We start from the raw sequence: 24,383 nt of genomic DNA on the forward strand, positions 1-24,383 counted from the left end.
CGCGTGAGCGGATGCCGGCGCGCCGGTGGGCCCCGCAGCCGGGTCCAGCGCCGGTGAGATCTGCGATTCAGCGGGCTCACCAGCATCGACGCTGACGGCTGTGGACGCCGGTGACCTGTGGTCACAGGCGCCAGGTGTGGCCGTCGTCATCCACAGCCGAGGCGGTCTGCGTCCTGGGGAGAATGGGTTCGGGTGAGGCTGAGCGCATGTCCCGCATCGCGCTCGTCACCCAGCTGACCAGCCTCGCCGAGCAGTGCGCCGCACTCGCCGACGGCATCGGCATCCGCCTCGACGTGCTGGCTCCGCACTCCGGCGGCTGGCAGGACGCCGTGCTCGTCCTCCTCGGTGAGGATGTCACCGACCCGCTGCCAGCACTGTCCGCGCCGACGGTGCTCATCGCCGTCGACCACGCCGCCGAGGTGTGGCAGCAGGCCGCGCGGCTCGGCACCGACACCGTCGCAGTGCTGCCGGCCGCCGCCGAATGGCTCACCCAGCGGATGATCCACGCCGTCGAACCGCCCGGCAGCCCGGCCACCACGATCGGTGTCGTCGCCGGTTCCGGGGGAGCCGGCGCCTCGGTGCTGGCGTGCGCCCTCGCCCGCCATGCCGCGACCGAGGCGGTCGAGACGGTGCTGCTCGACGCCGACCCGCTCGGCGGGGGTGTTGATCTTGTGCTCGGCTACGAGAACATCGACGGGCTCAGATGGCCTGCGCTGACGACCTCGCGCGGGCGGCTGAGGCCCTCGACTCTGCCGCAGGCGCTGCCGCGAAGTGAGGGACTCTCCGTGCTGTCCTGGGACCGCGAGACCCACGCCGATCTCTCCGGCGACGTCTTCGACGCCGTCATCACCGCAGCCCAGCAGGCCTTCGACCTCGTCATCGTCGACCTGCCCCGGCACGCCCCGGTCGAATGGGCCTCCAGCTGCCACCATCTCGTCCTCGTCACCCCTGCCCGCGTGCGCGCCGTCATCGCCGCCTCGTGCGTGGCCAGCCGGCTGCGGGCCGTCCATCCGGCTGTCGGCCTGGCCGTGCGCAGTGTCGACCGGCAGGGTCTCGACCCGGCACTCGTGGCCGACAGCATCGGGTTGGAGCTGCTCGGCAGCTACCGCGACGACCCACCCTTAGCCGCCCAGGTCGACCGCGGGGAGGGCATCCCCTATGCGCGCACCCGCCTCAAGCGGTTCGCCGCCGAAGTGCTCGACGGGATCCTCACAGACTCACCGCACTACGCCAGCGCAGGTGGCCGATGAGTGAGTGGCTCGAACCCGGACTCATCAACGATGTGCGCGCTCACCTGCTCGATCATCCCGGCCCGATCACAGCCTCGGCAGTGGCGACGGCAGTCCAGCGCACCGGGCGGGTGCTCGGCTCGGCGGCACTGCTCGAACTCGTCGCCCGGATCTCCGCGCAGCTGGCCGGGGCCGGCCCGCTGCAGCCGCTGCTCGATGAACCAGGGGTCACCGACGTGTTCGTCAACGGCCCGCGTGACATCTGGGTCGACCGGGGCGCGGGCCTGACGCGGGTGCGGCTGTCGCTCGGCGGCGAATCCGATGTGCGCACGCTGGCCGTCAGGCTGGCAGCTCTCGGCGGCAGGCGCCTGGACGACTCGACCCCGCTCGTCGACGTGCAGCTGCCCGATGGCGTGCGGCTCAACGCCGTCATCCCGCCGCTGTCCGGCGAGCACACGATCATGTCCTTCCGCATCCCGCGCCCGCGCGGATTCACCCTCGCCGAACTCATCGACACCGGTGCGGTCCCGGCCGCCATCGCCGAGCTGCTGCACCAGATCCTGACCCGGCGGGCGAACTTCCTCATCTCCGGTGGCACCGGATCGGGCAAGACTGCCCTGCTTGGGGCGCTGCTGGCCGAATCGGCAGACGACCAGCGGCTCGTCATCGTCGAAGACTCCCGCGAACTCAGTCTCGACCACCCGCACGTCGTGCAGCTCTCGGCCCGCCAGTCCAATGTCGAAGGGGCCGGCACCGTGTCGCTGACCGACTTGGTGCGCAATGCGCTGCGAATGCGCCCGGACCGTCTCGTGGTCGGGGAGTGCCGCGGCGCCGAGGTGCGTGACATGCTCACCGCACTCAACACCGGTCACGAGGGCGGGTGCGCGACCATTCACGCCAATACCGGCGAGGCGGTGCCGGCCCGGCTGGAGGCCCTCGGCGCGCTGGCCGGGATGACTCCGGCCGCAGTGCGCTCCCAGGTCGCCAGCGCCATCGACGTCGTCATCCACATCCGCCGGCTGCGGACCGGTGAGGCAGCCGGGACCGGCGAGGCAACCGAGACCGGCGAGGCAACCGGGTCGGGTGCAGGTGCGCGTGCAGGTGCGGGTGCAGGTGCGGGTGCATCGCGCCAGGTGAGCGAGCTGAGCGTGCCGCGTGCCGAACCCGATGGCCGGATCGTCATGCACCCGGTCTGGCACGTCGGCACCGGCTTCGACGCCACCGGCCTCGACATGCTCACCACCCTGCTCGCCGAACGCAGCGGCATCATCGGGCCACACCGATGACCGCCGTCATCCTCACGCTCATCGGCAGCCTGACAGCCGCCGGCTGGTGGCTGCTGAGCGCTGACACGGCAGCCAGCCGGCTCGCCCAGCTGCTGCCCGGCAGACCTGGCCGCAGGCAGACCCCAACCCGGCCGAGTCTGTTCGCCCGCTGGCGCGGTCAGGGGAGCAGCGCCTCGGACCCGGACGATGAGTCCGCAGCGATCGCGATGATCGACAGGGCCGCTGCTTTGCTGCGCGTGGGCATGCCGCCGGAGGCGATCATGAGCCAGCTCGGCGAGCTCAGCGACGATCCCGTCAGCGCCGAGGTGCTCGGCCGCATGGCACGCTCGCTGCGACTGGGCGAGCGCCCGCACGAAGCGATCCGCCGGCACGCCGGACAGCTGCCGGCAGCCCAGCACGACATCTTCGATGGAATGGCCGCCGTGTGGTTCGTCGCCGAGACCGCCGGCGCGCCGGCAGCCGACATGCTCGCCCGCTACGCGACCTCCTGCCGCGAGAAGGCCGACGCCGCCCGCGAACGAGCAGTGGCGCTGGCCGGCCCGACATCGACGGTGCGGGTGCTCACCTGGCTGCCGGTGTTCTCCCTCGGGCTCGGCGCGTTCATCGGCGCCAACCCGCTGCGCCTGGTGCTCACCGTGCCCGGGGCGCTCAGCCTCGGCGGCGGCATCGCACTGCTGCTGGCCGGCCGCGCCTGGATGCGCAGGATGCTCAGGAGGGCGCAGTGAGCGGGTTCGTCATCGCCGTCATCGCTGTCATCGGCGCGCTCGTCGCGGCCGCCGTCGTGCTCTTCGATCCGGGTACCGCCGGCCGGCTCGCCCGGCTGAGCGGCAGCCGCACCCATCCCCGCGCCCGAGGCGGTGGTTGTGATGGCCGTGAGCCGGTCTCGAGCACCGGGTCGGGCGGCAGCGACTCGGCTGTTGACCGGCTGGCCTTCGACCTGGAGCTGGTGGCGATCTGCCTGCAGAGCGGCCTGACCCCGGAGCGGGCGCTGATGCTGGCAGCGCAGGCCGCCGGTGACCGCAGCGGGCTCGGCAGGCTGGGTCACGCGATCGCACTCGGGCAGCCGACTGAGAGGCAGCCGACCGAGAGCAGGCAGTCCGGGCCCGCGCACGCGGCAGCACACGAGGAGCCCGGCATCACCGGTGGCGGCTCAACCGGGCCGATCACCTCACGCCTTCCCGACACTGATGAGCGTTTGCGCCCGGTCGTCTCGCTCATCGACTTCAGCCGCCGCACCGGTGTTGCCCTGGCCCCGCTGCTGCGCGGGCTGTCAGCGGATCTGCGCCGCAGCGAGCACCGCCGCCGTCAGCTGGCCGCCGCGCGGCTCGGTGTCACCCTCGTCATCCCGCTGGGTGTGTGCATCCTGCCGGCCTTCATCCTGCTCGGCATCGTCCCCGTCGTCATCACTCTGGTCTCGGACATGGCAGGGGTGTTCCAGTGAGCGCGGCTGTGGATGACGGTCTCGCGTCTGCGCACACGGGTGTGGACGCACGTCGGCCATCCACACCTGAGAGGCGGTATCTGGAGACAGCCGGCTGGCCACCGGAGGCTGGGATCAGCTCGCCGACCCCTGGGTGCTCAGCCCGTGGGCAGCGCAGCTGGAGTCCGCAATAGCACACAGTGAGGAGACACCATGGACACGACACGAGACCGCACAGCACCGGCACGCAGCCCGGACCAGCAGACGGCAGCCGGTGAGCAGACCCGCCTGCTGGCCCAGCGCATCAGCTCCGATGAAGGCGCCACGACTGCCGAATACGCGATCACCACACTGGCGGCCTGCGGGCTGGCGGCACTGCTCGTGACCCTGCTCAAGAGCGAAACGCTGCTCGAGCTCGTCACGGGTGTCATCAGCTCGGCGTTCGGGCTCGGCAGCTGATATGACCAGGCCAGCCTGCGAAGCGCGCCGGCGGCGGATCGCCAGCGACCGGGGAGCGGCGACCGCGGAGTTCGCCATGGTGCTGCCGGCCCTGGTGCTGCTGCTGGCGCTCTTCGCAGGCGCGGCCACCGTCGGGATGACCCAGCTGCGCGCCTACGACGCCGCCCGGGCCGCTGCCCGCGAGGCAGCGCGGGGAGAACCACAGCACTCGGTTATCTCCGAGGCAGAGAAACGCGCCGGACCAGGATCGAAGGTGACGATCAGGACCGACGGCGGATACACCGAGGTCGCCGTCGTCATCAGCCTGCCGCGACCGGTGAGCATGGTGCAGAAACAGGTCGCATCGTCAGCGACAGCGAGGACGGAGGGCGGCTGATGCGCAGTCCAGCCACAGCTCCACACGAGACTGATGCGGGGTCGACAAGTGTCGCGGCGATCATGATCGCCGCTGCCGCCTTCGCCCTGGTGGCAGGACTCGGATTGGGCGGCAGAGCCTTCCTCATCCACGCCCAGGCCGCCGGGACCGCTGACCTGGCAGCGCTCGCCGCCGCTGATGCCGCACGCGGCATCGCACCGGGCGACCCCTGCGAAGCTGCCGCCGCCACGGCCGCGAAAGCCGATCTCAAGGTCACCGAATGCATCGCCCGTTCCGACCTGGGCGCGGCAACCGTCACCGTGAGCGCACCCCTGCCGGCCCCGCTGCCGGCGATCAAGGTCAAAGCCGTCGCCGGCAGCTCGGCGGGCCCATAGGCGGGATCAGATCCCGCGAAGCAAGGCGGTGAGGATCCTTGCGGCAGCATCCTTGTCCAACGGGTTGTTGCCGTTGCCGCACTTCGGCGACTGCACACACGACGGGCAGCCGGTCAGGCACTCGCATGCCTCGATCGCCTCCAGTGTCGCGGTCTGCCACTCATCGAAAGCACTGAAGCCGCGTTCGGCGAAGCCGGCACCGCCGGGCTGGCCGTCGTAGACGAACACCGTGGTCTTCCCGGTATCAGCATGCCGGTCAGTCGACACCCCGCCGATGTCCCACCGGTCGCAGCCGGCGAACAGCGGCAGCAGGCCGATCGAGGCATGCTCGGCGGCATGGACGGCACCGGGCAGATCCGGTGTCACGATCCCGGCGTCCTCGACCAGGGACTCAGGCACCGTCCACCACACAGCCGAGGTGCGCAGGGTCCGTTCGGGCAGGTCGAGGGTGTGTTCGGAGAGCACGACGCCGGTGCCGTTCTGCCGGATCTGATACCCGGTGACCTGGTCGAGCACCTCGACCATGCCCAGGTGCACGCGCCCGCCAGAGGGCAGTGGGCGGGAGGCGGTGACCGATTCGATGCTGATCTCGGTGACGGACTTCGGCTGAGTGGTGTAGTCGACGGTGCGCGGTTCGACGAGGGCGACCCGCTCATCGAGATCGAGATCGGTGACGACGAAGGTCTGGCCCTGATGGACGTACACGGCCCCGGGATGGGACTGGCGCAGCGCCCCAGCATCATCGACGGTGCCGAGCACCGTGCCGGTCGCGGCATCGACGAATCGCACGATGCCGCCGCCTCCGCCGCGGATGTCGGTCAGTGCCGCTGCCGGCTCGCGCTTCGTCCAGTACCAGCCGGTCGGCCGGCGGCGCAGCAGGTTCGCAGCAGCCAGCTGCGCGACCGTCTGCTCGGCAGTCGCGCCGAAGAGCGCGAAGTCCTCCTCGGTCAGCGGCCGTTCGGCAGCCGCCGCGCACAGATGCCCGCCGAGCACATACGGGTTCGACGGGTCGATGACCCCGCCGTCGACCGGCGAGCCGAACACCGACTCCGGATGATTGACGACATAGGTGTCGAGCGGGTCGTCGCGGGCGATGAGGACGGCCAGCCACTCCGAACCGGCGCGCCCGGCCCGGCCGGCCTGCTGCCACAGCGAAGCCAGGGTGCCCGGCCAGCCGGCCATGACGACGAGATCGAGACCGGCGATGTCGATGCCGAGCTCGAGGGCATTCGTCGAGGCCACCGCGCGCAGCCGGCCGTTGCGCAGACCGGTCTCCAACAGCCGGCGCTCCTCAGGCAGATAGCCGCCGCGATAGGCGGCGACCGTGCGGGTGAGCTCCGGGAACGACCGCGAGACCGCCGCACGAGTCGCCTCAGCCAGTGCCTCAGTGCCGCGGCGGGAGGCGATGAAGGCGATCGCAGAGAAGTCCGAGCACACCGCGTCGGCAAGCAGATCGGCGGACTCGGCGATCGTCGAACGCCGCTGTGGCCCATCGGTGAGCACCCCGAGCGGATCCCCGGCCTCAGCGCCGAGCCCCAGCGGATCATCACCCTCGGGCCCCACACCGACCCCGAGCGGGCCAGCGACCCCGAGCGGGCCAGCGACACCAAGCGGGTCATCGACGCCGAGAGCATCGAAGACATCGGCATCAGGGTCCCCGGTGGCATTCGGCACAAGCGGCGGCTCCCACAGCACGAAATGCCCGGCCGCCCGCGGCGACCCGTCCTCGGTCACCGCCGTGCACTCCCGGCCGGTGAGCCGGGCGAAGGCGGCAGCCGGATCGGCCATCGTCGCCGACGCCCCGATCACCACAGGCTGAGCGCCGTAGTGGGCGGCCAGGCGCAGCAGCCGGCGCAGCACGAGGGCGACATGCGAACCGAACACCCCGCGGTACCGGTGAGCCTCATCGACGATGATGAACCGCAGATTCCGCAGCCACCGGGCGAACCGGGCATGCTGCGGCAGGACCGTCCGATGCAGCATGTCGGGATTCGTGTAGATGAGATTGGCGTGCGCCCGGGCCCAGTCCTTCTGCGCCTGCGAGACATCCCCGTCATAGGCCGCCGGTCGCAGCCCCGCGAGCACAAGCTGGCTGACCTTCTCCATTTGATCGTGGGCCAGCGCCTTCGTCGGCGACAGATACACCGCCGTCGCCTGCTGCCGGGGCAGCGCATCACGGGTCGCAGCGAAGGCTTCGAGGACCGGCAGCAGGAACCCGAGCGACTTGCCCGAGGCAGTCCCGGTCGAGATGACCGTATCCGCACCGGCATGGGCCGCCTCGGCGGCAGCCGCCTGATGCGTCCACGGCCGGGTGATCCCGAGCGACTGCCAGCAGGCGACCACCTCGTCAGGCACCCAGTCCGGCCAGTCGGCGTACTCGGCCTGCCGCGCCGGCAGGGTCTCGACATGGCGGATCCGGTCCTCACGCTGACCGAACCCGCTGACGAGGTCGAGCAGCCGCCGTGTCGGCGCCGCATCCTGCCGCTGAGCCATAGGCTCCCATTGTCCCACCAGGCCAGGACACCACCCCGTCCTGCCGGTCTCGTACAGTGGGACACGTGAACACCACGCCATCCACCGTCTCGGTCCCGGTCCCGGCTGCCCACGAGACCACCCTGCGCCGGCTCGCCGAGCTGCTCAGAGAATCCTTCCCGTTCAGCCCGGAGGCCGCGCCGCTGTGGGACACCCACGCCCAGGCGGCGATCGAGCGGTCGAACGCCGCCCCGGCGATCGTGCAGGCCCAGGCCCGCGTGGCTGCCGGTGAGATCCCCGCACCCGAGGCGGTGCTCGCCCTGCTCTTCACCCTCGACCAGGCCGTGGACGCCGGTGACGTCGCCGAGGCGTGCGGGCCTGAGCTGTACGGCGCGCTGCGCGCAGACGGCTGGCTCATCGACGCAGATGAGACGGCCAGCAGCAGCACCCCTGGCAAGACCCCCGGCGAGGCCCCCGCCGGCGGCACCGGCGACGGCCAGGTGCGTGCGGCGCTGACGATCACGACCTTCGACGGACTGCTCATCGCCGCCGACTGGGGCACCCTGACCCGCGACGAACCGCTGGCAGGCGACCATGTCCTCGGGCTCGGGGGAGCAGGCCGGACGCTGGCGGCGATCACCCCGCGCATGCCCGTCGAGCTGGCCTGCGACATCGGCACCGGCTGCGGCATCCAGGCGCTGCTGCTCGCCGCCCACAGCCAGCGCGTCATCGCCACCGACATCTCCACCCGGGCGCTCGCGATCGCCGAGCTCAACGCCGGGCTCAACGGCATCGAGTCGATCGAATTCCGGGCAGGTGACATGCTCGCCCCGATCGACGAACCGGTCGACCTGCTCGTGGCCAACCCGCCGTTCGTCATCACCCCGCAGGGCCAGACCCAGGCCTTCGAATACCGCGACGGCGGGCAGCCGGGGGACGCGATCATGGCCGGGCTCATCGCCGGCATCCCCGAACGGCTGCGCCCGGACGGCAACGCGGTGCTGCTGGGCAACTGGGAGTACCACTCCGCCGGCAAGCACAGCGCACCCGGCGACCCGTCCGGCGGGCGCACCGTGCCCGAGGCGGTGGTGGCCGAGGTGCCGGCACCGATCCGCTGGTGCGAGGAGCTGAGCACACCCGGCAGTCCGGCAGCCGAGACGTCGATGCTGCTGATCGAACGCGAGCACCTCGACCCCGTCGCTTACGCCGAAACGTGGATCCGTGACGGCGGGGTGGCCCGGATGAGCGACCGGTGGCAGGCAGACACCACCGCCTGGCTCAACGACTTCGGCACCCGCGGGGTCGCACGCATCGGATTCGGGTGGATCCGCATGCACCGGGCACCCACACCTCGGGAACGGGCGCTGCACCATGTCAGGGAGACCGGGCCGCTCGCCGGGGACACCGCCACCCTGGCCGCCGTGCTCGACACCCGGCTGGCCGTGCTCGAATGGCTCGCCGGCACCGACGACGCGGGCCTGGAGCACACCGCGTTCATCCGCGGCCAGGACCTCGTCGAGCACCGCCACCACACCCCCGGCGAGGACGAACCGCACACCATCACCTATGAGCAGGGCACCGGATTCGGGCGCACCATCACCGGCGACACCGCGCTGGCCGGACTCCTCGGCGTCAGCGACGGCAGCCTGACACTCGGCGCCATCAGCGATGCGCTCGCCCAGCTGCTCGACGCCGACCCGGCCGCCCTGCGCGCCCAGCTGACCGGGCAGGTCCGCCGGCTGCTGGCCGACGGATTCCTGTTCCCGGTGCTCGAACCCGGCGATCGGGAGTTGAGCACGCGCTGAGGGTCGCCGTGAGCGGCAGATGCTAAGTTCTGTAAGGTGTAAGCCACCGTGCGGCCAGTCAAGGACCGTCCGGCCGCTGCGGTGCACCGTCGCTCCGCGCACATTCCGTCGAAAGGGAACCTCGTGGCACAAACGGCTGCTCAGCCGCGCCGGCTCGTCATCGTCGAGTCTCCGACCAAAGCCCGCACCATCGTGGGCTACCTTGGGGACGGCTACGACGTCGAAGCCTCGGTGGGCCATATCCGAGACCTGCCGCAGCCCTCGGAGCTGCCTGCGGATATGAAGAAGGGCCCGTTCGGCAAGTTCGCCGTCGATGTCGACTCCGACTTCGAGCCGTACTATCGGGTCGCCCCGGACAAGAAGAAGAAGGTCACCGAGCTCAAGCGGCTGCTCAAGGACGCCGACGAGCTCTATCTGGCGACAGATGAGGACCGTGAGGGTGAGGCGATCGCCTGGCATCTGCTCGAAGTCCTCAAGCCCACGATCCCGGTCAAGCGGATGGTCTTCCACGAGATCACTCCCGAGGCGATCGCCCGCGCCCTGGAGAGCACCCGCGAACTGGACTACTCGCTGGTCGACGCGCAGGAGACCCGCCGCATCCTCGATCGGCTCTACGGCTATGAGGTCTCGCCGGTGCTATGGCGCAAGGTCCGCGCCGGGCTCTCAGCCGGACGAGTGCAGTCGGTGGCCACCCGCCTCGTCGTCGAACGCGAACGCGAGCGGATGGCCTTCGTGCCTGCCCACTACTGGGACCTCGACATCGACCTGGCTGTGCCCGGCTCGGGTGCCGAGTTCGCCGCCCGCCTGACGACGTATCACGGCCGGCGGGTCGCCGGCGGCCGTGATTTCGACGATGCCGGGCAGCTGAAGAAGAAGGCCGCCTCTGAGGTCGTCGTGCTGACTGAGGACATGGCGACCGAACTCGCCGGCCAGCTCACCACCTCGGCGAAGGACAGCCTGCGTGTCGCGGCGCTGGAGACGAAGCCGTACTCGCGCCGCCCGGCCGCGCCGTTCACCACTTCGACCCTGCAGCAGGAGGCTGGCCGCAAGCTGCGGATGACCGCCCGCCAGGCGATGCGCACCGCCCAGTCGCTGTACGAGAACGGCTACATCACGTACATGCGAACCGACTCCTCGGCGCTGTCGACGCAGGCGGTGACCGCCGCCCGGAATCAGATCGCCGAACTCTACGGCCCCGAATACGTCCCGGAGTCGGCCCGGGTCTACGCCCAGAAGCAGAAGTCCGCGCAGGAGGCGCACGAGGCGATCCGGCCCGCCGGTGACTCCTTCCGCACCCCGGCCCAGGTCTCCGGGAAGCTCTCCGGCGATGAGTTCCGGCTCTACGACCTCATCTGGAAGCGCACCGTCGCCAGCCAGATGGCCGATGCCAAGGGCAAGACGGCCACGATGCGCATCACTGCCGACCTCGGTGAGGACAGGACGGCGGGCTTCACCGCCTCGGGCACGGTCATCACGTTCCGCGGCTTCCTCGCCGCCTATGAGGAGGGCCGTGACGCCGAACGCTACGCCGCCAAGGAGGGCGGCTGGCTGCCGGAGGTCGAAGAGGGCCAGGCGATCTCCGTCGCTCGCGCTGAGGCCGACGGCCACACGACTGCACCGCCGCCGCGCTTCACCGAGGCCAGCCTCGTCAAGCGGCTCGAAGAGCTCGGCATCGGCCGGCCGTCGACGTACGCGGCGATCATCTCGACGATCCAGGATCGCGGCTACGTCACCGAACGCGGCAGCGCGCTGGTGCCCAGCTGGCTGGCGTTCTCCGTCGTGAGGCTGCTCGAAGAGCACTTCGGAGGGCTTGTTGACTACCAGTTCACTGCAGCTCTCGAAGCCGACCTCGACGCGATCGCCGGAGGTGCGAAGGAGCGCAGCCAGTGGCTCAGCGAGTTCTACTTCGGCACCGGGGCTGACCATGAGGGTCTCAAGCCGACAGTCGACGACTTAGGCGACATCGATGCGCGGGCGATCAACTCGATCGACATCGCCGAGGGCATCGTGCTCAGGGTCGGCCGGTACGGACCCTATCTGGAGGTCTCGCCCGAGGCGGCGGCTGCCGCCGGTGCCAAGCAGGCGCCTGCCAACGCCGATGGCGAGGTCGCCCCGGTCCGCGTGTCGGTGCCCGATGACCTGGCACCCGATGAGCTGACCGAGGCAAAGGCCCGTGAGCTCATCGCCGAACAGGGCCAGGGCGACCGCGAGCTCGGCGTCGACCCGGAGACCGGGCACACGATCGTGGTGAAGTCCGGCCGCTTCGGCCCGTATGTCACCGAGATCCTGCCCGAACCTGAGGAGAAGCCCAAGCGCGGGGCCAAGAAGCCCAAGCCGCGCACGGCCTCGCTGTTCAAGTCGATGAACCCGGCGACGGTCGACCTGTCGACGGCGCTGACGCTGCTGAGCCTGCCGCGCGAGGTGGGAGCCGACGCTGAGGGCGAGGTCATCACCGCGCAGAACGGCCGGTACGGCCCCTACCTGAAGAAGGGCAGCGACTCGCGGTCGCTGGAGACTGAGGAGCAGATCTTCACCATCACCCTTGAGGAGGCGCTGGCGATCTACGCCCAGCCCAAGCAGCGCGGCCGCCGTGCGGCTGCCGCCCCGCTCAAGGAGTTCGGCGAGGACCCGGAGTCGAAGAAGCCGGTCGTGCTCAAGGACGGCCGCTTCGGCCCCTACGTCACCGACGGGACGACGAACGCGACCCTGCGCAAGGACGACGCCGTCGACTCGATCACCGCCGAGCGGGCCTTCCAGCTGCTCGCGGAGAAGCGGGCGAAGGGACCGGCGAAGAAGCGCACGACGGCTAAGAAGACGACTGCCAAGAAGGCGCCGGCGAAGAAGACGACGGCGGCGAAGTCGACGACTGCCAAGAAGTCGACGACCGCGCGCACGACGGCGGCGAAGAAGACCACCGCGGCGAAGAAGACGACGGCTACGCCGAAGACGCCCTGACCGCAGGCCCTCGCCGTTCAGGCGACGGCTGCTGCGGCAGAGGGGTGCACCCACAGCCGATCCGAGTCGCACGGTGTGAGGAGGTCCAGGGGGACGACCGGTGGTGTGTGCTGTGGGTCCGTAATGTCACCTGATAGTCCGCTGCGGCCCACGCGGGCACACTCATCGGCCAGGACATTGCCCGGGATTCCAACATGTGCCGGGACGTGTACGAGCAGCATCGGTGCCGTGCGTCTGGCGAGGGCACGGATGAGTCCGCCGTCTGCAACCCGCTTCGGAGCGCTGTAGATGCCGGTGTCGTCAGAGTCCTTGTCCATGAGCGATTGCGGCAGCTGCTCGCCGGTGTCAGCCACGTGCAGGAGCATCCGGGTAAAGCGGATCGCACTTCTCGAGTCAGAGCACAGAACCACCGGCACGTTGTGCGGGACAGCTTCCAGGGCGATGGCCAGTGCACGAATCTCGACCTGTCCGATGTCGTCTGACTCGTACAGTGGGATCCGCTCGATTGCGCAGATTGTGCGATCGAGGGTGACGGCAGCCGCTGCCGCAGTCTGGGAGTCGCTGCACAGGGTCGCGTCAGTGTAGACGACCCGTGTCTCGGTGGTCTCCGTTGACAGTTGGGACACTGCCGCTGTCAGGTCGCGGTCGAAGCGTGCCTGCAGCGCAAGGCTGCGCAGCAATCGCGAGCGGCTGCTCGGCGCGCCGTCCTGAAGCTGGAGAGTCGTCACCTGAGAGGCCGCGATGCGATTCGGCCGGATCCCGGACAGCTTCCGTCTCAGCGCCTCCTGTGCCAGGATCGTCACGCGGCGCTTGCTGCGCGAACTGTTTTGCGGGCGCATGAGCGTCATCGCGTCACCGACCACGCCGCAGACCTGATCGCCGATGTCACCGTCAGGGTCGAGCTGCAGGGCCAGCTTCGTCGCCGCGCCGATCGCTGTGCCATGCAACCGCAGCCCGCCGAGAATGAGGCGGTTGAGAAGATCCACTTCAATCCAGAATGCGTAATGAGCTGCTGGATTCCGCTCTGCCGTTCCCATCGTGTCCTCCTCACCGGCTGTGACCGACCCTTTGCCGATCAGCTTCCACGGTAAAAGGGGGGACGGACATCGTCTGATGAACCGGCATCACCGACGTACGGGGATGCCCGGTTCGGCTGCATGCGGGTCGTTCGTTCCGATGACAATGCCGCCGCTGGGTCAGCGCACAGCCGCTGCGCCGCTCACAGCTCGTGTTTGTCCCGGTACTCTGCCGCTGCTGCCAGCGTCTCCTCACCGATCTCCCCAGCGACCACCTCGTAGGCGGTGCTGTAGGCGGCGTCGAAGGCCTCGGCGACCGCTTCGACCGTCACCTCGGGATGCACCTCGCTGATCGACCCGCCGGTCGCTGGATCCCACTCGACCCCCAGGGCTGCCTCGACGTCGGTGAGCACTGCCCGGATCGGATCGGGATCGGTCACGACGATCGACGATGAGAACAGCCAGCCGGCCGCGGTCACCCGCTGCGCCGTGCCGATCGCCTTGATCCTGCCTGCGACATTGACGCTGTGCTCACCAGGGCAGTACTCACCGGGAATCTCGCCGAGGCGCGCGTCGATGCCGAGCGAGCGCAGCACCTGGGCGTACATCGCCCCGAAGTCCGTGAACCGGCCCTGCGTGCCCGACAGCAGCGTGGAGGCCGGTTCGATGTGATCGATGACGAGGCTGCCGCGGTGATACGGGGCCACCCGCCCGCCGAGCGAGCGCAGCACCGGCGTGAACCCGTGGGCGCGCGCGGCTTCGACCGCGGCGGGAAATCCGGGCAGGAACCGGTCGCGGGCACCGAAGGCGACGGTCGGCTCCGGCCGGTAGATCCGCAGCACACCCGGCCGCTTCCCGGCCCGCACCTCATCGAGCAGCACGCGGGCCAGGGAGAGCGCATCGACCGGGTCATCGGTCCCGCGCCCGAGGCGGTGCAGCCGGATGCGGGCAGGCGCAGGCTGGCCATCGGTCAGGGGAGAGGCTCCGGCCGGGTCGGCAGCCGGGGCAGAGGCATCAGCCGGCTGGGCGGAATCAGCGGCCCGGGCGGCTGCGTCACGGGAGTCGGTGTCGGTCACCTAGATAGGATAACCGCGGCCGCGCCCGCCCCGGCCCGCCGGATCCGCCGCATCCGGCCCCGCCGCCGCGTCCAGCGCCGGCAGCCGCCGCCTGGCGCCTCGTCCAGCAAGCGGACAGGTGGGCCTCGTAGGCTGATATCGTCGATGTCCGAGCCGATGAGTATCGTGGAGATGTGATGACAACTCCGAATCCCCCGAGCGGCGCGTCCGCAGCCGCATCAGCGGCGCCCAGACGGCATCCGCTCGCCCCGCTCGTCCCGCTTGGACTCGAAGTCGGCGCCTGGCTGCTGCTGCTGACCACCGGTGCGATCGCCTTCGGTCTCGCCGGCATCATGGGATTCTTCGACACCGGCCTGCCCGCTGACCTGCACAGCGTCCAGCCGGTCTGGGAGGTCGGCGAATTCAGCGTCCGCCACGGCGCGATCGCCCTCACCGTCCTCCTCGTCGTCGCGGCAGCCGGCCTGTTCCTGCCGACTTCGCTGCTCGGCTCACGCCTGTCGACCACCGGCGGCCGGGTGCTGTCCTCCTCCGCCGCAGCTGCCGGAGTCTCGGGCCTGTTCCTCTTCTTCTTCCCCTCCGTCTGGCTCGCCTGGCTCACCGGCCTGCTGCTGGCGGTCATGGTCGCCCTGCTCGTCCGCCAGGCCCCGGGCGTGCACCGCAAACCGTGGCGCTCGGTCGGCGTCGCCGCGGGCCTCGGCCTGTTCGTCACCTACATCGCCCAGATCGCCTCGGGCGTCTCCGCCGGTGTGCCCGCCCAGCGCTGGCTGCTGCTGCTGGCCGCCCTCGTCATGCTCGCCGCGGCGATCGCCTCCTTCCTGCTGCCGGTCTCCGCTGATTCCGTCGACCAGACCACTGGTGCGTTCCCCGCTCAGCACCGCGGCCGCGGCGAGGCCGAGATCGCCCGCCCCTGGGCCTGCTACGTCCTCTTCGGGGCACTCGGCGTCATCGTCGCGCTGCCCCAGATCGTCGTCGCCGACCTCAGCTTCGGTCAGGCCGGCACCTACGCGATCCTGTGCGCCGCCCTCGTCGGTTGGGCCGCCGGCTTCGAAGCCGGCCCGACCTTCGCCCCGGGCATGACGCGCCCGCGCCTGACCTCCTTCGCCGTGCTCACCGCCGGCGTGCTGCTCGTCCTCATCGGCGCGCTCAAGGAGCTCTCGGGCATGGCGATCCTCTCCGGCGCCGCAGCGTTCGTCGTCGGCATCGGCGTGCGCGCCCAGCCGTATGCGTTCTCCCGCCGCATCGGCTTCGGCATCGGTGCCTTCGCCGCCCTGCTGCTCACCTGGCTCGGCACCGCGCTCAACGTCCCGGTGACCGACTTCATGGTCTGGGAGATCACCACCACGGAGGTCGCCTACATCATCCCCGGCCTGCTCACCATCGCCGCCGGCATCATCGCAATCACGACGTTCTCCCCGCTGGGCGTGCGCGGCCTCGGCGTCGACCTCGTCCACGCCTTCCGCGCACCCGCCGCCCGCACGACCGCTCCCGAGGCGCCGGTCGCCGCGCCCGAAGCGGTGGCCGGCTCCCAGCCGGGTGCCGTCGATGCTGCCCGCAGGCTCGCCGAGCGCGGCCTGTTCATCGCCTTCGAAGGCGGTGACGGGGTCGGCAAGACCACCCAGATCCGCAAGCTCGGTGAGCACTTGGCCGCCCGCGGCTTCACCGACATCCACACCACCCGCGAACCCGGCGGCACCGAGGCCGGACAGCGCATCCGCGAGGTCCTGCTGGGCGGCAGGGGAGTGGCCCAGCGTGCTGAGGCGCTGCTCTTCGCAGCTGACCGCGCCCACCACATCGCCGACCGCGTCGACCCGTGGCTCACCGCCGGCGGGGTCGTCATGACCGATCGCTACATCGACTCCTCGCTGGCCTATCAGTCAGCCGGCCGGCAGCTCTCGGTCGCTGAGATCGGGGCGATCTCCCGCTGGGCGACGACCGGGCTCATCCCGCACCTGACGATCATCCTCGACATGGATCCGGCGGCAGCGAACGCTCGCACCGAATCCCGCGGCGGGGCCAACCACCTCGACCAGGCCGGCCTCGAGTTCCATTCGCGGGTCCGGCAGGCGTTCCTCGACATGGCCGCGGCAGAACCGCAGCGCTACGTCGTCATCGACGCCGACCGCGACCCCGATGCTGTGGCCGCCGACATCGCCGCAGCCGTCGACCGGACGCTGACAGTCCAGGGCATCCGCCCCCAGCCGCCGGTCGTCGATCAGCCGGCGGCCGCCGGTGAGCAGCCAGCAGACGGACACCACCGGGCAGACGCTGCGAGGGAAGCCGGCCCTCAGCTGAAAGGCGACTCGTCAGCTGCTGAGGAGGACGCCACCACGGTCCTGCCCTCAGCCAGCAGCGGCACCGGCAGCCACGCGTCCGGCGAGGACGAGACCACAGTCATCAGCACTCCGGCAGTCGACGAAGCCGACGATGACTCGGCCACGACCGTGCTGCCGCACCGCGGCCGCGAACCCGGTTCCCAGGACGCCGTGCTGCTGCCCCAGCAGCACGACGCCGGCAACCGCGAGGACACGGTCCGCCACGAGAACGCGATCCACCAGGAGGATGCGAACTACCGGGAGGACGCGCTCCACGAGGAGGACGCGACCCGCCAGTTCGACGCGCCCCCGGCACCGCAGCAGCCGGAAGCCGAGCCGGATCCCGGTGACGCCGAGACGACGGTGATGCCGCGCCAGCAGCTGCACAACTCCTCGCGACAGAAGCTGCAGGCCCAAGCCGAGATCGAACGCCAGGCCCGTGAGCGGCTGCGCGAAGCCCGCATGCGCGGGATGCGCCGAGGAGACCAGCAGTGACCGGCGTGTGGAGCGAACTCGTCGGCCAGGACGCAGCGATCGAACAGCTGCGCCGCGCCGCCCATGCCGCTGGCCGCATCGCCGCCGGCGACACCTCGGGCACCGCCTCGATGACCCACGCCTGGCTCATCACCGGCCCACCCGGCTCGGGCCGGTCGAATGCCGCCCGCGCCTTCGCCGCCGCGCTCTTCAGCCCGTCCCACGGCGATGAGCTCGATGCCGAATCGCACCGGGCACTGGCCGGCACGCATGAGTCGATGACCGTCATGTCGACGCAGAAGTCGCTCATCTCCATCGACGAGGTCCGCGACCTCGTCTCCCAGGCCCACTCCGCCCCGGTCAACGCCCCCTGGCGGGTCATGATCATCGAAGACGCCGACCGGATGGCCGAACGCACCTCCAACGTCCTGCTCAAGGCGATCGAGGAACCGCCGCCTGCCACCGTGTGGATCCTGTGCGCGCCCAGCACCCAGGATGTGCTCACGACGATCCGCTCACGCTGCCGCAACGTCAACCTGCGCATCCCGCCGACCGAAGCGATCGCCGAGCTGCTCATCACCCGCGACGGCGTCGACCCGGACAAGGCCGCCTGGGCGGCGGCAGCCGCACAGAACCACATCGGCCGGGCCAAGCGCTTCGCCCTCAATGAGGCGGCCGCCGCCGAACGGCAGCGCACGCTGGACATCCCCTCCCGGCTGACGTCGCTGGGCACCACCGTCCGGCTGGCCGGCCGGGTCGTCGACAGTGCTGCTGAGCGGGCCAAGGAGCGCACCGCTGAACGCAATGCCGCCGAACGCGAGGAACTGCTCACCACCCTCGGCGTCGAACCCGGCAAGGCTCCGCCGCCGGCCGTGCGCGCCCAGGTGCGCCGGCTGGAAGAGGAGCAGAAGCGAAAGAACGTCCGCGCCCGCAACGACGAGATCGACTCGATGTTCCTAGAGCTGCTCTCGCTCTACCGCGATGTGCTGCTGTGCCAGCTGGGCATGAGCGAGGGCTACATCAACAAGGGTGAGGACGAGCGCATCCGCGCACTCGCCGAAGGCAACACGGCCACCACCACGCTGCGCCGCATCGACATCCTCACCCAGGCCCGTCAGCGGCTGGCGACGAACATGGCTCCGCTGCTCATTGTCGAAGCCGCGTTCATCGGGCTTGTGAACCCCTGGCTGCTCGACGAGTGAGCCTGCCAGCAGGCTGAGGGTGCTCAGTCGTCGAGCAGGCTGCCGACGAGGTCCCGGACGAGCTCGACCCGCCTGGGAATCCACGCCGCCACCGCATGCTCGCTGTCGGCGTGCGACCCGCCGCCGATTGTGCCGAGCCCATCGAGGGTCGGCACACCGATCCCGGCGGTGAAGTTCCCGTCCGAGCCGCCGCCCACACCGATCGAGCGCAGCGGCGGGTGCCCGAGCCTGCCGGCGATCCGCTGGGCACGGGCATAGAGGTTCATCGAATGCTTCGTCTCAAACGGCGGCCGGTTGATGCCCCCGCGCAGCAGCAGCTTCGCACCCGGATGCTTCGGCTTGAGCATGCGCAGCGCGGCATCGACCCGACGCTGCTCCTCAACCTGCACCGCCCGGGAGTCGATGCCGACCTTCGCGGCCGCCGGCACCGTGTTCGTCGTCGTACCCGAGGTCATGACCGTCGGCACCACGGAGGTACCAGCCGAGCGATCGCCGATCGTGAGGATATCGAGCACCTGGGCTGAGACCTCGGCGGTGGCATTGATGCCCTTCTCCGGCTCGACACCGGCATGCGAGGCACGGCCGCGCACCTCGAGCTCATAGATCGCCACACCCTTGCGCGCGATCTTGACCGCCCCATCGGAGCCGCCGGACTCGAACACGAGCGCAGCCTTCGCCCCACGCGCCTCCTCCTCGATGAGCGACCGGGAGGTGATCGAACCGAGCTCCTCATCACCGGTGATGAGCACTGAGACGCCGTCAAGGCTGCCGCGGCGGGCCAGCAGCTGGCCGAGGGCGTGGAAGATGATGAGATCCCCGCCCTTCATGTCATCGGCACCCGGACCGCGGATGATCCCGTCGATGAAGGAGAACGGCAGCCGGCGGATCGTACCCAGCGGCCACACCGTGTCATGGTGGCCGATGAGCACCACCTCACGCGGCCCGGAGCCGAAGCGCCAGAGTGCGTGGGTGGCCTTGTCGATGCGGATGAGCCGGGCGGCGCTGCCGAGGTGGGAGGCACCGATCTTCGAGACGAGACGGGCGCTGCGGGCGACCGCATCAGGATCCGAGGACGGGGACTCGCATTCGATGAGCTCCTCGAACTCGCGCAGGAAGCGATCCATATCCACGGCCACGTTCTCTCCAGGTCCTCTCGTCTCTCGCAGGGGCGATATGCGGCGGCAGGCGGGGCTGCCGGGCAGCGGTGCGAGCGCTGTGCTGCCAGCTTCACTGTATCGCGCCGGCTGGTGCAGGCGCGGGGATGTCCTTTTGACGCTCGGCTGAGCGAGCCGCTATCCTTGTCCAGGTTGCCTCCTTAGCTCAGTCGGCAGAGCGTCTTACTCGTAATAAGAAGGTCGCCGGTTCGATTCCGGCAGGAGGCTCTCTTCTTGCCCGGAAACGCGCGGATGTCACCAGATGACATCGGCGCGTTTCCGCGTCCGGGACTCTGCTACTCTCAGCAGAGTCCGCTGCCTGACGGGCGCTCGGCACCGCCGAGTGAGCACAACCGAAACAGCACACATCGAATGAAGGGAGAGTCAGCGCGATGTTCCGCCTGCACCTGTTCTCCCGCCGCGTCATCGACCTGATGTACGTGTGCACCTCGAGCTGTCGCGCCTGATCTCAACCCGCCGCCCCGGCATCAACCTCCGGCCCGGCACCACCAGCGCATGTGTTCCCTGCGTGGAACTTCCGCGGGGGGAACTTCCCTGCGTGGAATCTCCCTGGGGAACGTTCCTGAGCGGAATTCTCCGGAGCGCCGAGACCTGGAGCCATCGCCGCCTGCGGCCAGCCGTCGCCCACCCCTGACACCTGCCTGAACCAAGCCCGGTGCCAGGCCACCGCGACGCAACATCCCCCCGTTTCTCACTGCCGTACACCCGCCTGCCCGATTCAGGGCCGCGCGGCATGACGGCCATGGATCACAAAGGACTTCCATGATCATCACCGGACTTCTCATCGGCCTCGCCCTGGGCTTCGTCTTCCAGCGCGGTCGCTTCTGCGTCACCGGAGCCTTCCGCGACATCTTCATCGCCGGCAGCACCCGCTGGTTCTCCGCGTTCATCCTGCTCATCGCCGTCCACGCCGTCGGCCTCATGACGCTGGGCACCCTGGGCATCATCACCTTGGAGACCAGCCCATTCCCATGGCTGGCCTCGATCGTCGGCGGATTCGTCTTCGGGTTCGCCATCATCCTCGCCGGCGGCTGCGCCACCGGCACCTACTACCGCTCCGGCGAGGGACTCATCGGAAGCTGGTTCGCCCTCGTCTTCTACGCCCTCTTCTCCGCGATCATGAAGGCAGGACCAGCCGCCGGCTTCACCGAATGGATCCGCGGCATCACCCTCGAGCGCGGGTCCCTGCCGGCGACCTTCGGCGTCTCCCCATGGGTGTTCGCCGTCGTGCTCGCAGCCATCGCCGCAGCACTCGTCGTCCACCACCAGCGCAAGGCCAAGACCCCGCTGGCGGCCCTGCCGCCGCGCAGGACCGGCCTTGCCCACCTGCTGACCGAGAAGCGCTGGAACCCGTTCGCCACCGCTGCGGTCATCGGCATCATCGCCACGATCGCCTGGCCGCTGTCAGCGGCCACCGGCCGCAACGCAGGCCTCGGCGTCACCACCCCGTCATCGAACCTCGTGCAGTACCTCACCACCGGTGACGCCGACCTCATCGACTGGGGCGTCATGCTCATCCTCGGCATCCTCACCGGCTCGTTCATCGCCGCCAAAGCCGCAGGCGAGTTCCGGCTGCGGGTGCCCGACGCACCCACCGTGCTCAAGTCGATCGGCGGCGGTGCGCTCATGGGCGTCGGTGCAGCGATCGCCGGCGGCTGCACCGTCGGCAACGCGATGGTCGAAACCGCCCAGTTCAGCTACCAGGGATGGGTCTCACTCATCTTCATGATGCTCGGCACCGGGCTGGCATCCAAGCTCACGATCAGACCAGCCACCGCCTCGGCGCCGGCCGCCCGCGTCAGCGCCTGATAACCACCACACACCGAAAAGGAGACCACCATGCAGCATGTGCTCGAGACCAACGGACTCGTCTGCCCGTTCCCGCTCGTCGAGGCCAAGGACGCGATGAACGGCCTGCCGGCCGGCGACGAACTCGTCATCAACTTCGACTGCACCCAGGCCACCGAGTCGATCCCGCAGTGGGCGGCCGACAACGGCTACCCGGTCACCCACTTCGACCGGACCGGCGAGGCCTCCTGGACCATCACCGTGCAGAAGGCCTGACCGCCTCGGCAGCGGAACCGACGCTGGGCGCGCGAGAACCGCGCGCCCAGCGTGCGTCCCGCCTGTCGAACACGCAGTGAGACCCGGTAGGGTACGCAGTGAGGGTTTGAACCGAGGCAGGTGCGATGCAGATCAACGGCGACATCATTGTCGGAATCGACGGCTCCGAGGCGTCATGCGAAGCCGCAGCGTGGGCGCTGAAGGAATCCCGGCGCTCCGGCCAGCCGCTCAGGCTCGTCTCCGTCGCAGCCGCCGCCCACCCCAAGTTCGCCGACCTCACCGAAGCCCGGCAGGCCGCCGAGGCCGCACTCGCCGACGTCGGCCAGCGGCTCACCGAGCTCATGGAGGGCCAAGAGACCCCGGCGGTGTTCACCACCGAACTCCACGACGGCGACCCTGCTGAGGTGATGGCCGAACTGAGCGAGGACGCCGGCCTGCTCGTCATCGGCCACCACGGCTCCGACCAGCCGCCCACCGGCCGGATCGGCACCGTCAGCTCCGGACTGCCCGGCCACGCGCTCAGCCCCGTGCTCATCCACCGGGCCGTGCGCGGCAGCGAATTCGACTCCGTCGACGTGCACCCGCGCGGTGAGGCCGGCGTCGTCATCGGCCTCGACACCTCCGACTACTCCGGTGTCGCCGCCCTCAACGCCGCAGGCTACGCGGCCGCGACGAACGCGACCCTGCACATCGTCGTCGGCACCGCCCCGCTCGACGGCGACGAGATCGTGCGAGCCCAGACCGAACTCGACATGACCTGGCTGCGCTCGCACTTTCCCGGCCTGCGCGTCGATGCCGCCTACCACGACGCCGACCCCGTCGACCTGCTCATCGACCAGTCCCGCGAGGCCGACCTGCTCGTCATGGGCAAGCGCGGCATCGGCCGGTTCGCCAGCATGCTCGCCCAGCTCGGCCGCACCACCTCGCAGGTGATGCCGCGCGCCGAATGCTCCCTGCTCGTCGTGCCCTTCCGCGACGACCCGAAGCTCGAAGACCGCCGCCTGGCCGACTGAACGGGCTGACTGAACAGGCCGTCTGAACGGGCTGACTGAGCCGGCTGACGCCTGGCCGACTGAACGGGCTGGCTGAGCTTGCTGAACCGGCTGCGATTGCGCGGCACCACGGGCGGTTCCCGGTAACCTGATCCCATGCTCAGCCGCCTGCGTCTGCCCAGCTCACTGTCCCCTCGGCGCCGGGAACCGGCCCCCGGCCCACTCGCCGCGCGCCTGCGCGAGGCCTACGCTGCGCTTGCGGCCGACCTGCCGGCGGAGTACCCGGCAGCCGCACTGGCCGACGCCGAGGCGGCGGTCGCCGAACTCGGCAGCGACCCTTCTGCCGTCGGCCGGGACGGTATCGCGGCCGAGCGGGCCGACCTGCGTGAGATCCCGTTCGTCACCATCGACCCCGCCGGTGCCACCGACCTCGACCAGGCGATGCACCTCGAAGCCCTCGACGCGGCTGAAGACGGGGCAGCCTTCCGCGTCCGCTACGCGGTCGCCGACGTCGGCCGGTTCATCACCCCTGGCGGGCCGCTGGATGCCGAGACCCACGCCCGCGGGCAGACGATCTATCTGCCCGACCGGCGCATCCCACTGCACCCGGAGGTCATCTCCGAAGGCGCGGCCTCCCTGCTGCCGGGCGAGGACCGGGCCGCCTACGTCTTCACCGTCGAACTCGCCGCCGACGGCACGATCCTGAGCCAGGACCTGATGCGCGCGGTCGTGCGCTCCCGCGCGCAGCTCGACTACGACACCGTCCAAGCCGACGCCGATGCCGGCCGGCCGCTGCCCGAGGCGATGGCCGCGCTGCCGGCGATCGGCGCGGCCCTGCAGGCCGATGAGGTCGCCCGCGGCGGCATCGACTTGGCGATCCCGGACCAGGAGGTCACCGAGACCAACGGCGACTACACCCTGGCCTACCGGCCCAGGCAGGGCATCGAGGACGACAACGCGCAGATCAGCCTGCTCGCCGGCCGGGTCGCAGCCGCCCTCATGCTGCGCGCCGGCCACGGGGTGCTGCGCACGATGCCGCGCCCGGATGAGGAGACCATCAGCGCATTCCTCGCCATCGTCACAGGCCTCGGCTTCGATGCCGCGGCGCCCTACCAGGACGTCATCCGCAGCGTCGGCCACCAGGAGCGCGACCCGCGTGCGCTCGCCGTCCACTACGCCTCACCCTCGCTGTTCCGGGGTGCCGGCTACACGCTCATCGGCGCGGAGACCGGTGAGGATGAGCTGCTGCAGGCCGCCGTCGGCGCCCCCTATGCGCACACGACCGCTCCGCTGCGCCGGCTCGTCGACCGCTACGTGCTGCCGATCGCCGAAGCCGCATGCCGGGAGGCCGACGCCCCGGCGTGGGCGCTCGACGGGCTGACCGAACTGCCCGAGGTGATGAAGGAGACCGGCCGGCTGGCCGGCCAGATCGACAAGCAGGTCATCGAATACACCGAGGCCATCCTGCTCGCCGAGCGCACCGGCGAAGTCTTCGACGGGGTCGTCGTCGGCTCGCGGACAACGAAGGACGGCACCGCACTCGTCGAGGTGCACGTGCCCGAACCCGCCGTCGTCGTGTGGGCTGCCGGCAGAGCGCCGGTCGGCGAGCCGGTGCGGATCCGGCTGCGCTCAGCTGAACCGGAGACGGGCACGCTGCTCTTCGACGTCGTCGCCTGAGCCGCAGATCCCACCAGGG

General features: G+C 70.2%; 19 protein-coding genes and 1 tRNA gene. 16 read left to right on the plus strand and 4 right to left on the minus strand.

Going from position 1 to position 24,383, the window contains the following annotated elements; genetic code table 11:
- Positions 1 to 206 precede the first annotated feature (206 nt).
- The 7 genes from ssd to H9634_RS07025 all read left to right on the plus strand — a co-directional run bounded on the left by ssd (position 207) and on the right by H9634_RS07025 (position 5,144).
- Entirely contained in the window at positions 207 to 1,250 is a 1,044-nt protein-coding gene (ssd, locus tag H9634_RS06995; RefSeq protein WP_225210683.1) for a septum site-determining protein Ssd, read from the plus strand.
- On the plus strand, positions 1,247 to 2,515 hold the full coding sequence (locus H9634_RS07000; RefSeq protein ID WP_191725981.1) for a TadA family conjugal transfer-associated ATPase: 1,269 nt from the start codon (positions 1,247 to 1,249) through the stop codon (positions 2,513 to 2,515). Before ssd ends, H9634_RS07000 begins: the two co-directional genes overlap by 4 nt.
- Positions 2,512 to 3,240, plus strand: a complete 729-nt coding sequence (locus tag H9634_RS07005) for a type II secretion system F family protein (RefSeq protein WP_191725982.1) — start codon at positions 2,512 to 2,514, stop codon at positions 3,238 to 3,240. Before H9634_RS07000 ends, H9634_RS07005 begins: the two co-directional genes overlap by 4 nt.
- Positions 3,237 to 3,956, plus strand: a complete 720-nt coding sequence (locus tag H9634_RS07010; protein ID WP_191725983.1) for a type II secretion system F family protein — start codon at positions 3,237 to 3,239, stop codon at positions 3,954 to 3,956. The genes H9634_RS07005 and H9634_RS07010 overlap by 4 nt, the downstream gene beginning before the upstream one ends.
- A 192-nt stretch (positions 3,957 to 4,148) precedes the next feature.
- Positions 4,149 to 4,394, plus strand: a complete 246-nt coding sequence (locus H9634_RS07015; RefSeq protein WP_191725984.1) for a DUF4244 domain-containing protein — start codon at positions 4,149 to 4,151, stop codon at positions 4,392 to 4,394.
- A gap of 1 nt (position 4,395) precedes the next feature.
- Positions 4,396 to 4,770 (plus strand): TadE family type IV pilus minor pilin, encoded by a 375-nt coding sequence (locus tag H9634_RS07020; protein ID WP_191725985.1) that lies wholly within the window; start codon positions 4,396 to 4,398, stop codon positions 4,768 to 4,770.
- The gene (locus H9634_RS07025; protein WP_225210684.1) at positions 4,770 to 5,144 is read left to right on the plus strand and encodes a hypothetical protein; all 375 of its coding nucleotides are present in this window, start codon (positions 4,770 to 4,772) and stop codon (positions 5,142 to 5,144) included. Before H9634_RS07020 ends, H9634_RS07025 begins: the two co-directional genes overlap by 1 nt.
- A gap of 6 nt (positions 5,145 to 5,150) precedes the next feature.
- Here the strand turns inward: H9634_RS07025 and H9634_RS07030 are convergent, their stop codons facing one another.
- Positions 5,151 to 7,637 carry a DEAD/DEAH box helicase gene (locus H9634_RS07030; RefSeq protein ID WP_191725986.1) on the minus strand — a complete coding sequence of 829 codons (2,487 nt, stop codon included), beginning with the start codon at positions 7,635 to 7,637 and terminating at the stop codon, positions 5,151 to 5,153.
- A gap of 65 nt (positions 7,638 to 7,702) precedes the next feature.
- On the opposite strand from H9634_RS07030, the gene H9634_RS07035 reads away from it, so the two are divergent.
- Together H9634_RS07035 and topA are read left to right on the plus strand one after the other, a co-directional pair.
- A complete protein-coding gene (locus H9634_RS07035; RefSeq protein WP_191725987.1) occupies positions 7,703 to 9,421 on the plus strand; it encodes a methyltransferase in 1,719 nt (572 codons plus the stop codon).
- A gap of 123 nt (positions 9,422 to 9,544) precedes the next feature.
- Positions 9,545 to 12,376, plus strand: a complete 2,832-nt coding sequence (gene topA, locus H9634_RS07040; protein ID WP_191725988.1) for a type I DNA topoisomerase — start codon at positions 9,545 to 9,547, stop codon at positions 12,374 to 12,376.
- Between the two features lie 17 nt (positions 12,377 to 12,393).
- On the opposite strand, the gene H9634_RS07045 is transcribed toward topA, so the two are convergent.
- Both H9634_RS07045 and H9634_RS07050 read right to left on the minus strand, forming a co-directional pair.
- Positions 12,394 to 13,362 carry an RNase H family protein gene (locus H9634_RS07045; RefSeq protein WP_191725989.1) on the minus strand — a complete coding sequence of 323 codons (969 nt, stop codon included), beginning with the start codon at positions 13,360 to 13,362 and terminating at the stop codon, positions 12,394 to 12,396.
- Between the two features lie 233 nt (positions 13,363 to 13,595).
- Positions 13,596 to 14,336 (minus strand): lipoate--protein ligase family protein, encoded by a 741-nt coding sequence (locus tag H9634_RS07050; protein WP_404801677.1) that lies wholly within the window; start codon positions 14,334 to 14,336, stop codon positions 13,596 to 13,598.
- A gap of 308 nt (positions 14,337 to 14,644) precedes the next feature.
- Here H9634_RS07050 and tmk point away from each other — a divergent pair, with 308 nt between their 5' ends.
- Positions 14,645 to 17,275, plus strand: coding sequence for a dTMP kinase (tmk, locus tag H9634_RS07055; RefSeq protein WP_191725990.1), 2,631 nt, complete (start codon positions 14,645 to 14,647; stop codon positions 17,273 to 17,275).
- Complete coding sequence (locus H9634_RS07060; RefSeq protein ID WP_191725991.1) at positions 17,272 to 18,456, plus strand: DNA polymerase III subunit delta'; 1,185 nt, start codon at positions 17,272 to 17,274, stop codon at positions 18,454 to 18,456. Before tmk ends, H9634_RS07060 begins: the two co-directional genes overlap by 4 nt.
- Positions 18,457 to 18,479: 23 nt before the next feature.
- Here the strand turns inward: H9634_RS07060 and H9634_RS07065 are convergent, their stop codons facing one another.
- A complete protein-coding gene (locus H9634_RS07065; RefSeq protein WP_318245030.1) occupies positions 18,480 to 19,592 on the minus strand; it encodes a M20/M25/M40 family metallo-hydrolase in 1,113 nt (370 codons plus the stop codon).
- Positions 19,593 to 19,765: 173 nt separating this feature from the next.
- Here H9634_RS07065 and H9634_RS07070 point away from each other — a divergent pair.
- The 5 genes from H9634_RS07070 (at position 19,766) to H9634_RS07090 (ending at position 24,364) form a co-directional block, all read left to right on the plus strand.
- A tRNA-Thr gene (locus tag H9634_RS07070) sits at positions 19,766 to 19,838 on the plus strand.
- Positions 19,839 to 20,393: 555 nt separating this feature from the next.
- On the plus strand, positions 20,394 to 21,440 hold the full coding sequence (locus tag H9634_RS07075) for a YeeE/YedE family protein (RefSeq protein WP_191725992.1): 1,047 nt from the start codon (positions 20,394 to 20,396) through the stop codon (positions 21,438 to 21,440).
- Positions 21,441 to 21,470: 30 nt separating this feature from the next.
- Entirely contained in the window at positions 21,471 to 21,695 is a 225-nt protein-coding gene (locus tag H9634_RS07080) for a sulfurtransferase TusA family protein (RefSeq protein ID WP_102161239.1), read from the plus strand.
- A gap of 125 nt (positions 21,696 to 21,820) precedes the next feature.
- A complete protein-coding gene (locus H9634_RS07085) occupies positions 21,821 to 22,708 on the plus strand; it encodes a universal stress protein (RefSeq protein ID WP_191725993.1) in 888 nt (295 codons plus the stop codon).
- 135 nt (positions 22,709 to 22,843) lie between these two features.
- Positions 22,844 to 24,364 (plus strand): RNB domain-containing ribonuclease, encoded by a 1,521-nt coding sequence (locus tag H9634_RS07090; protein ID WP_191725994.1) that lies wholly within the window; start codon positions 22,844 to 22,846, stop codon positions 24,362 to 24,364.
- The last annotated feature ends 19 nt before the right edge of the window (positions 24,365 to 24,383 follow it).

The sequence above is a fragment of the Brevibacterium gallinarum genome, from assembly GCF_014836885.1.
GTDB classification, from domain to species: Bacteria; Actinomycetota; Actinomycetes; order Actinomycetales; family Brevibacteriaceae; genus Brevibacterium; species Brevibacterium gallinarum.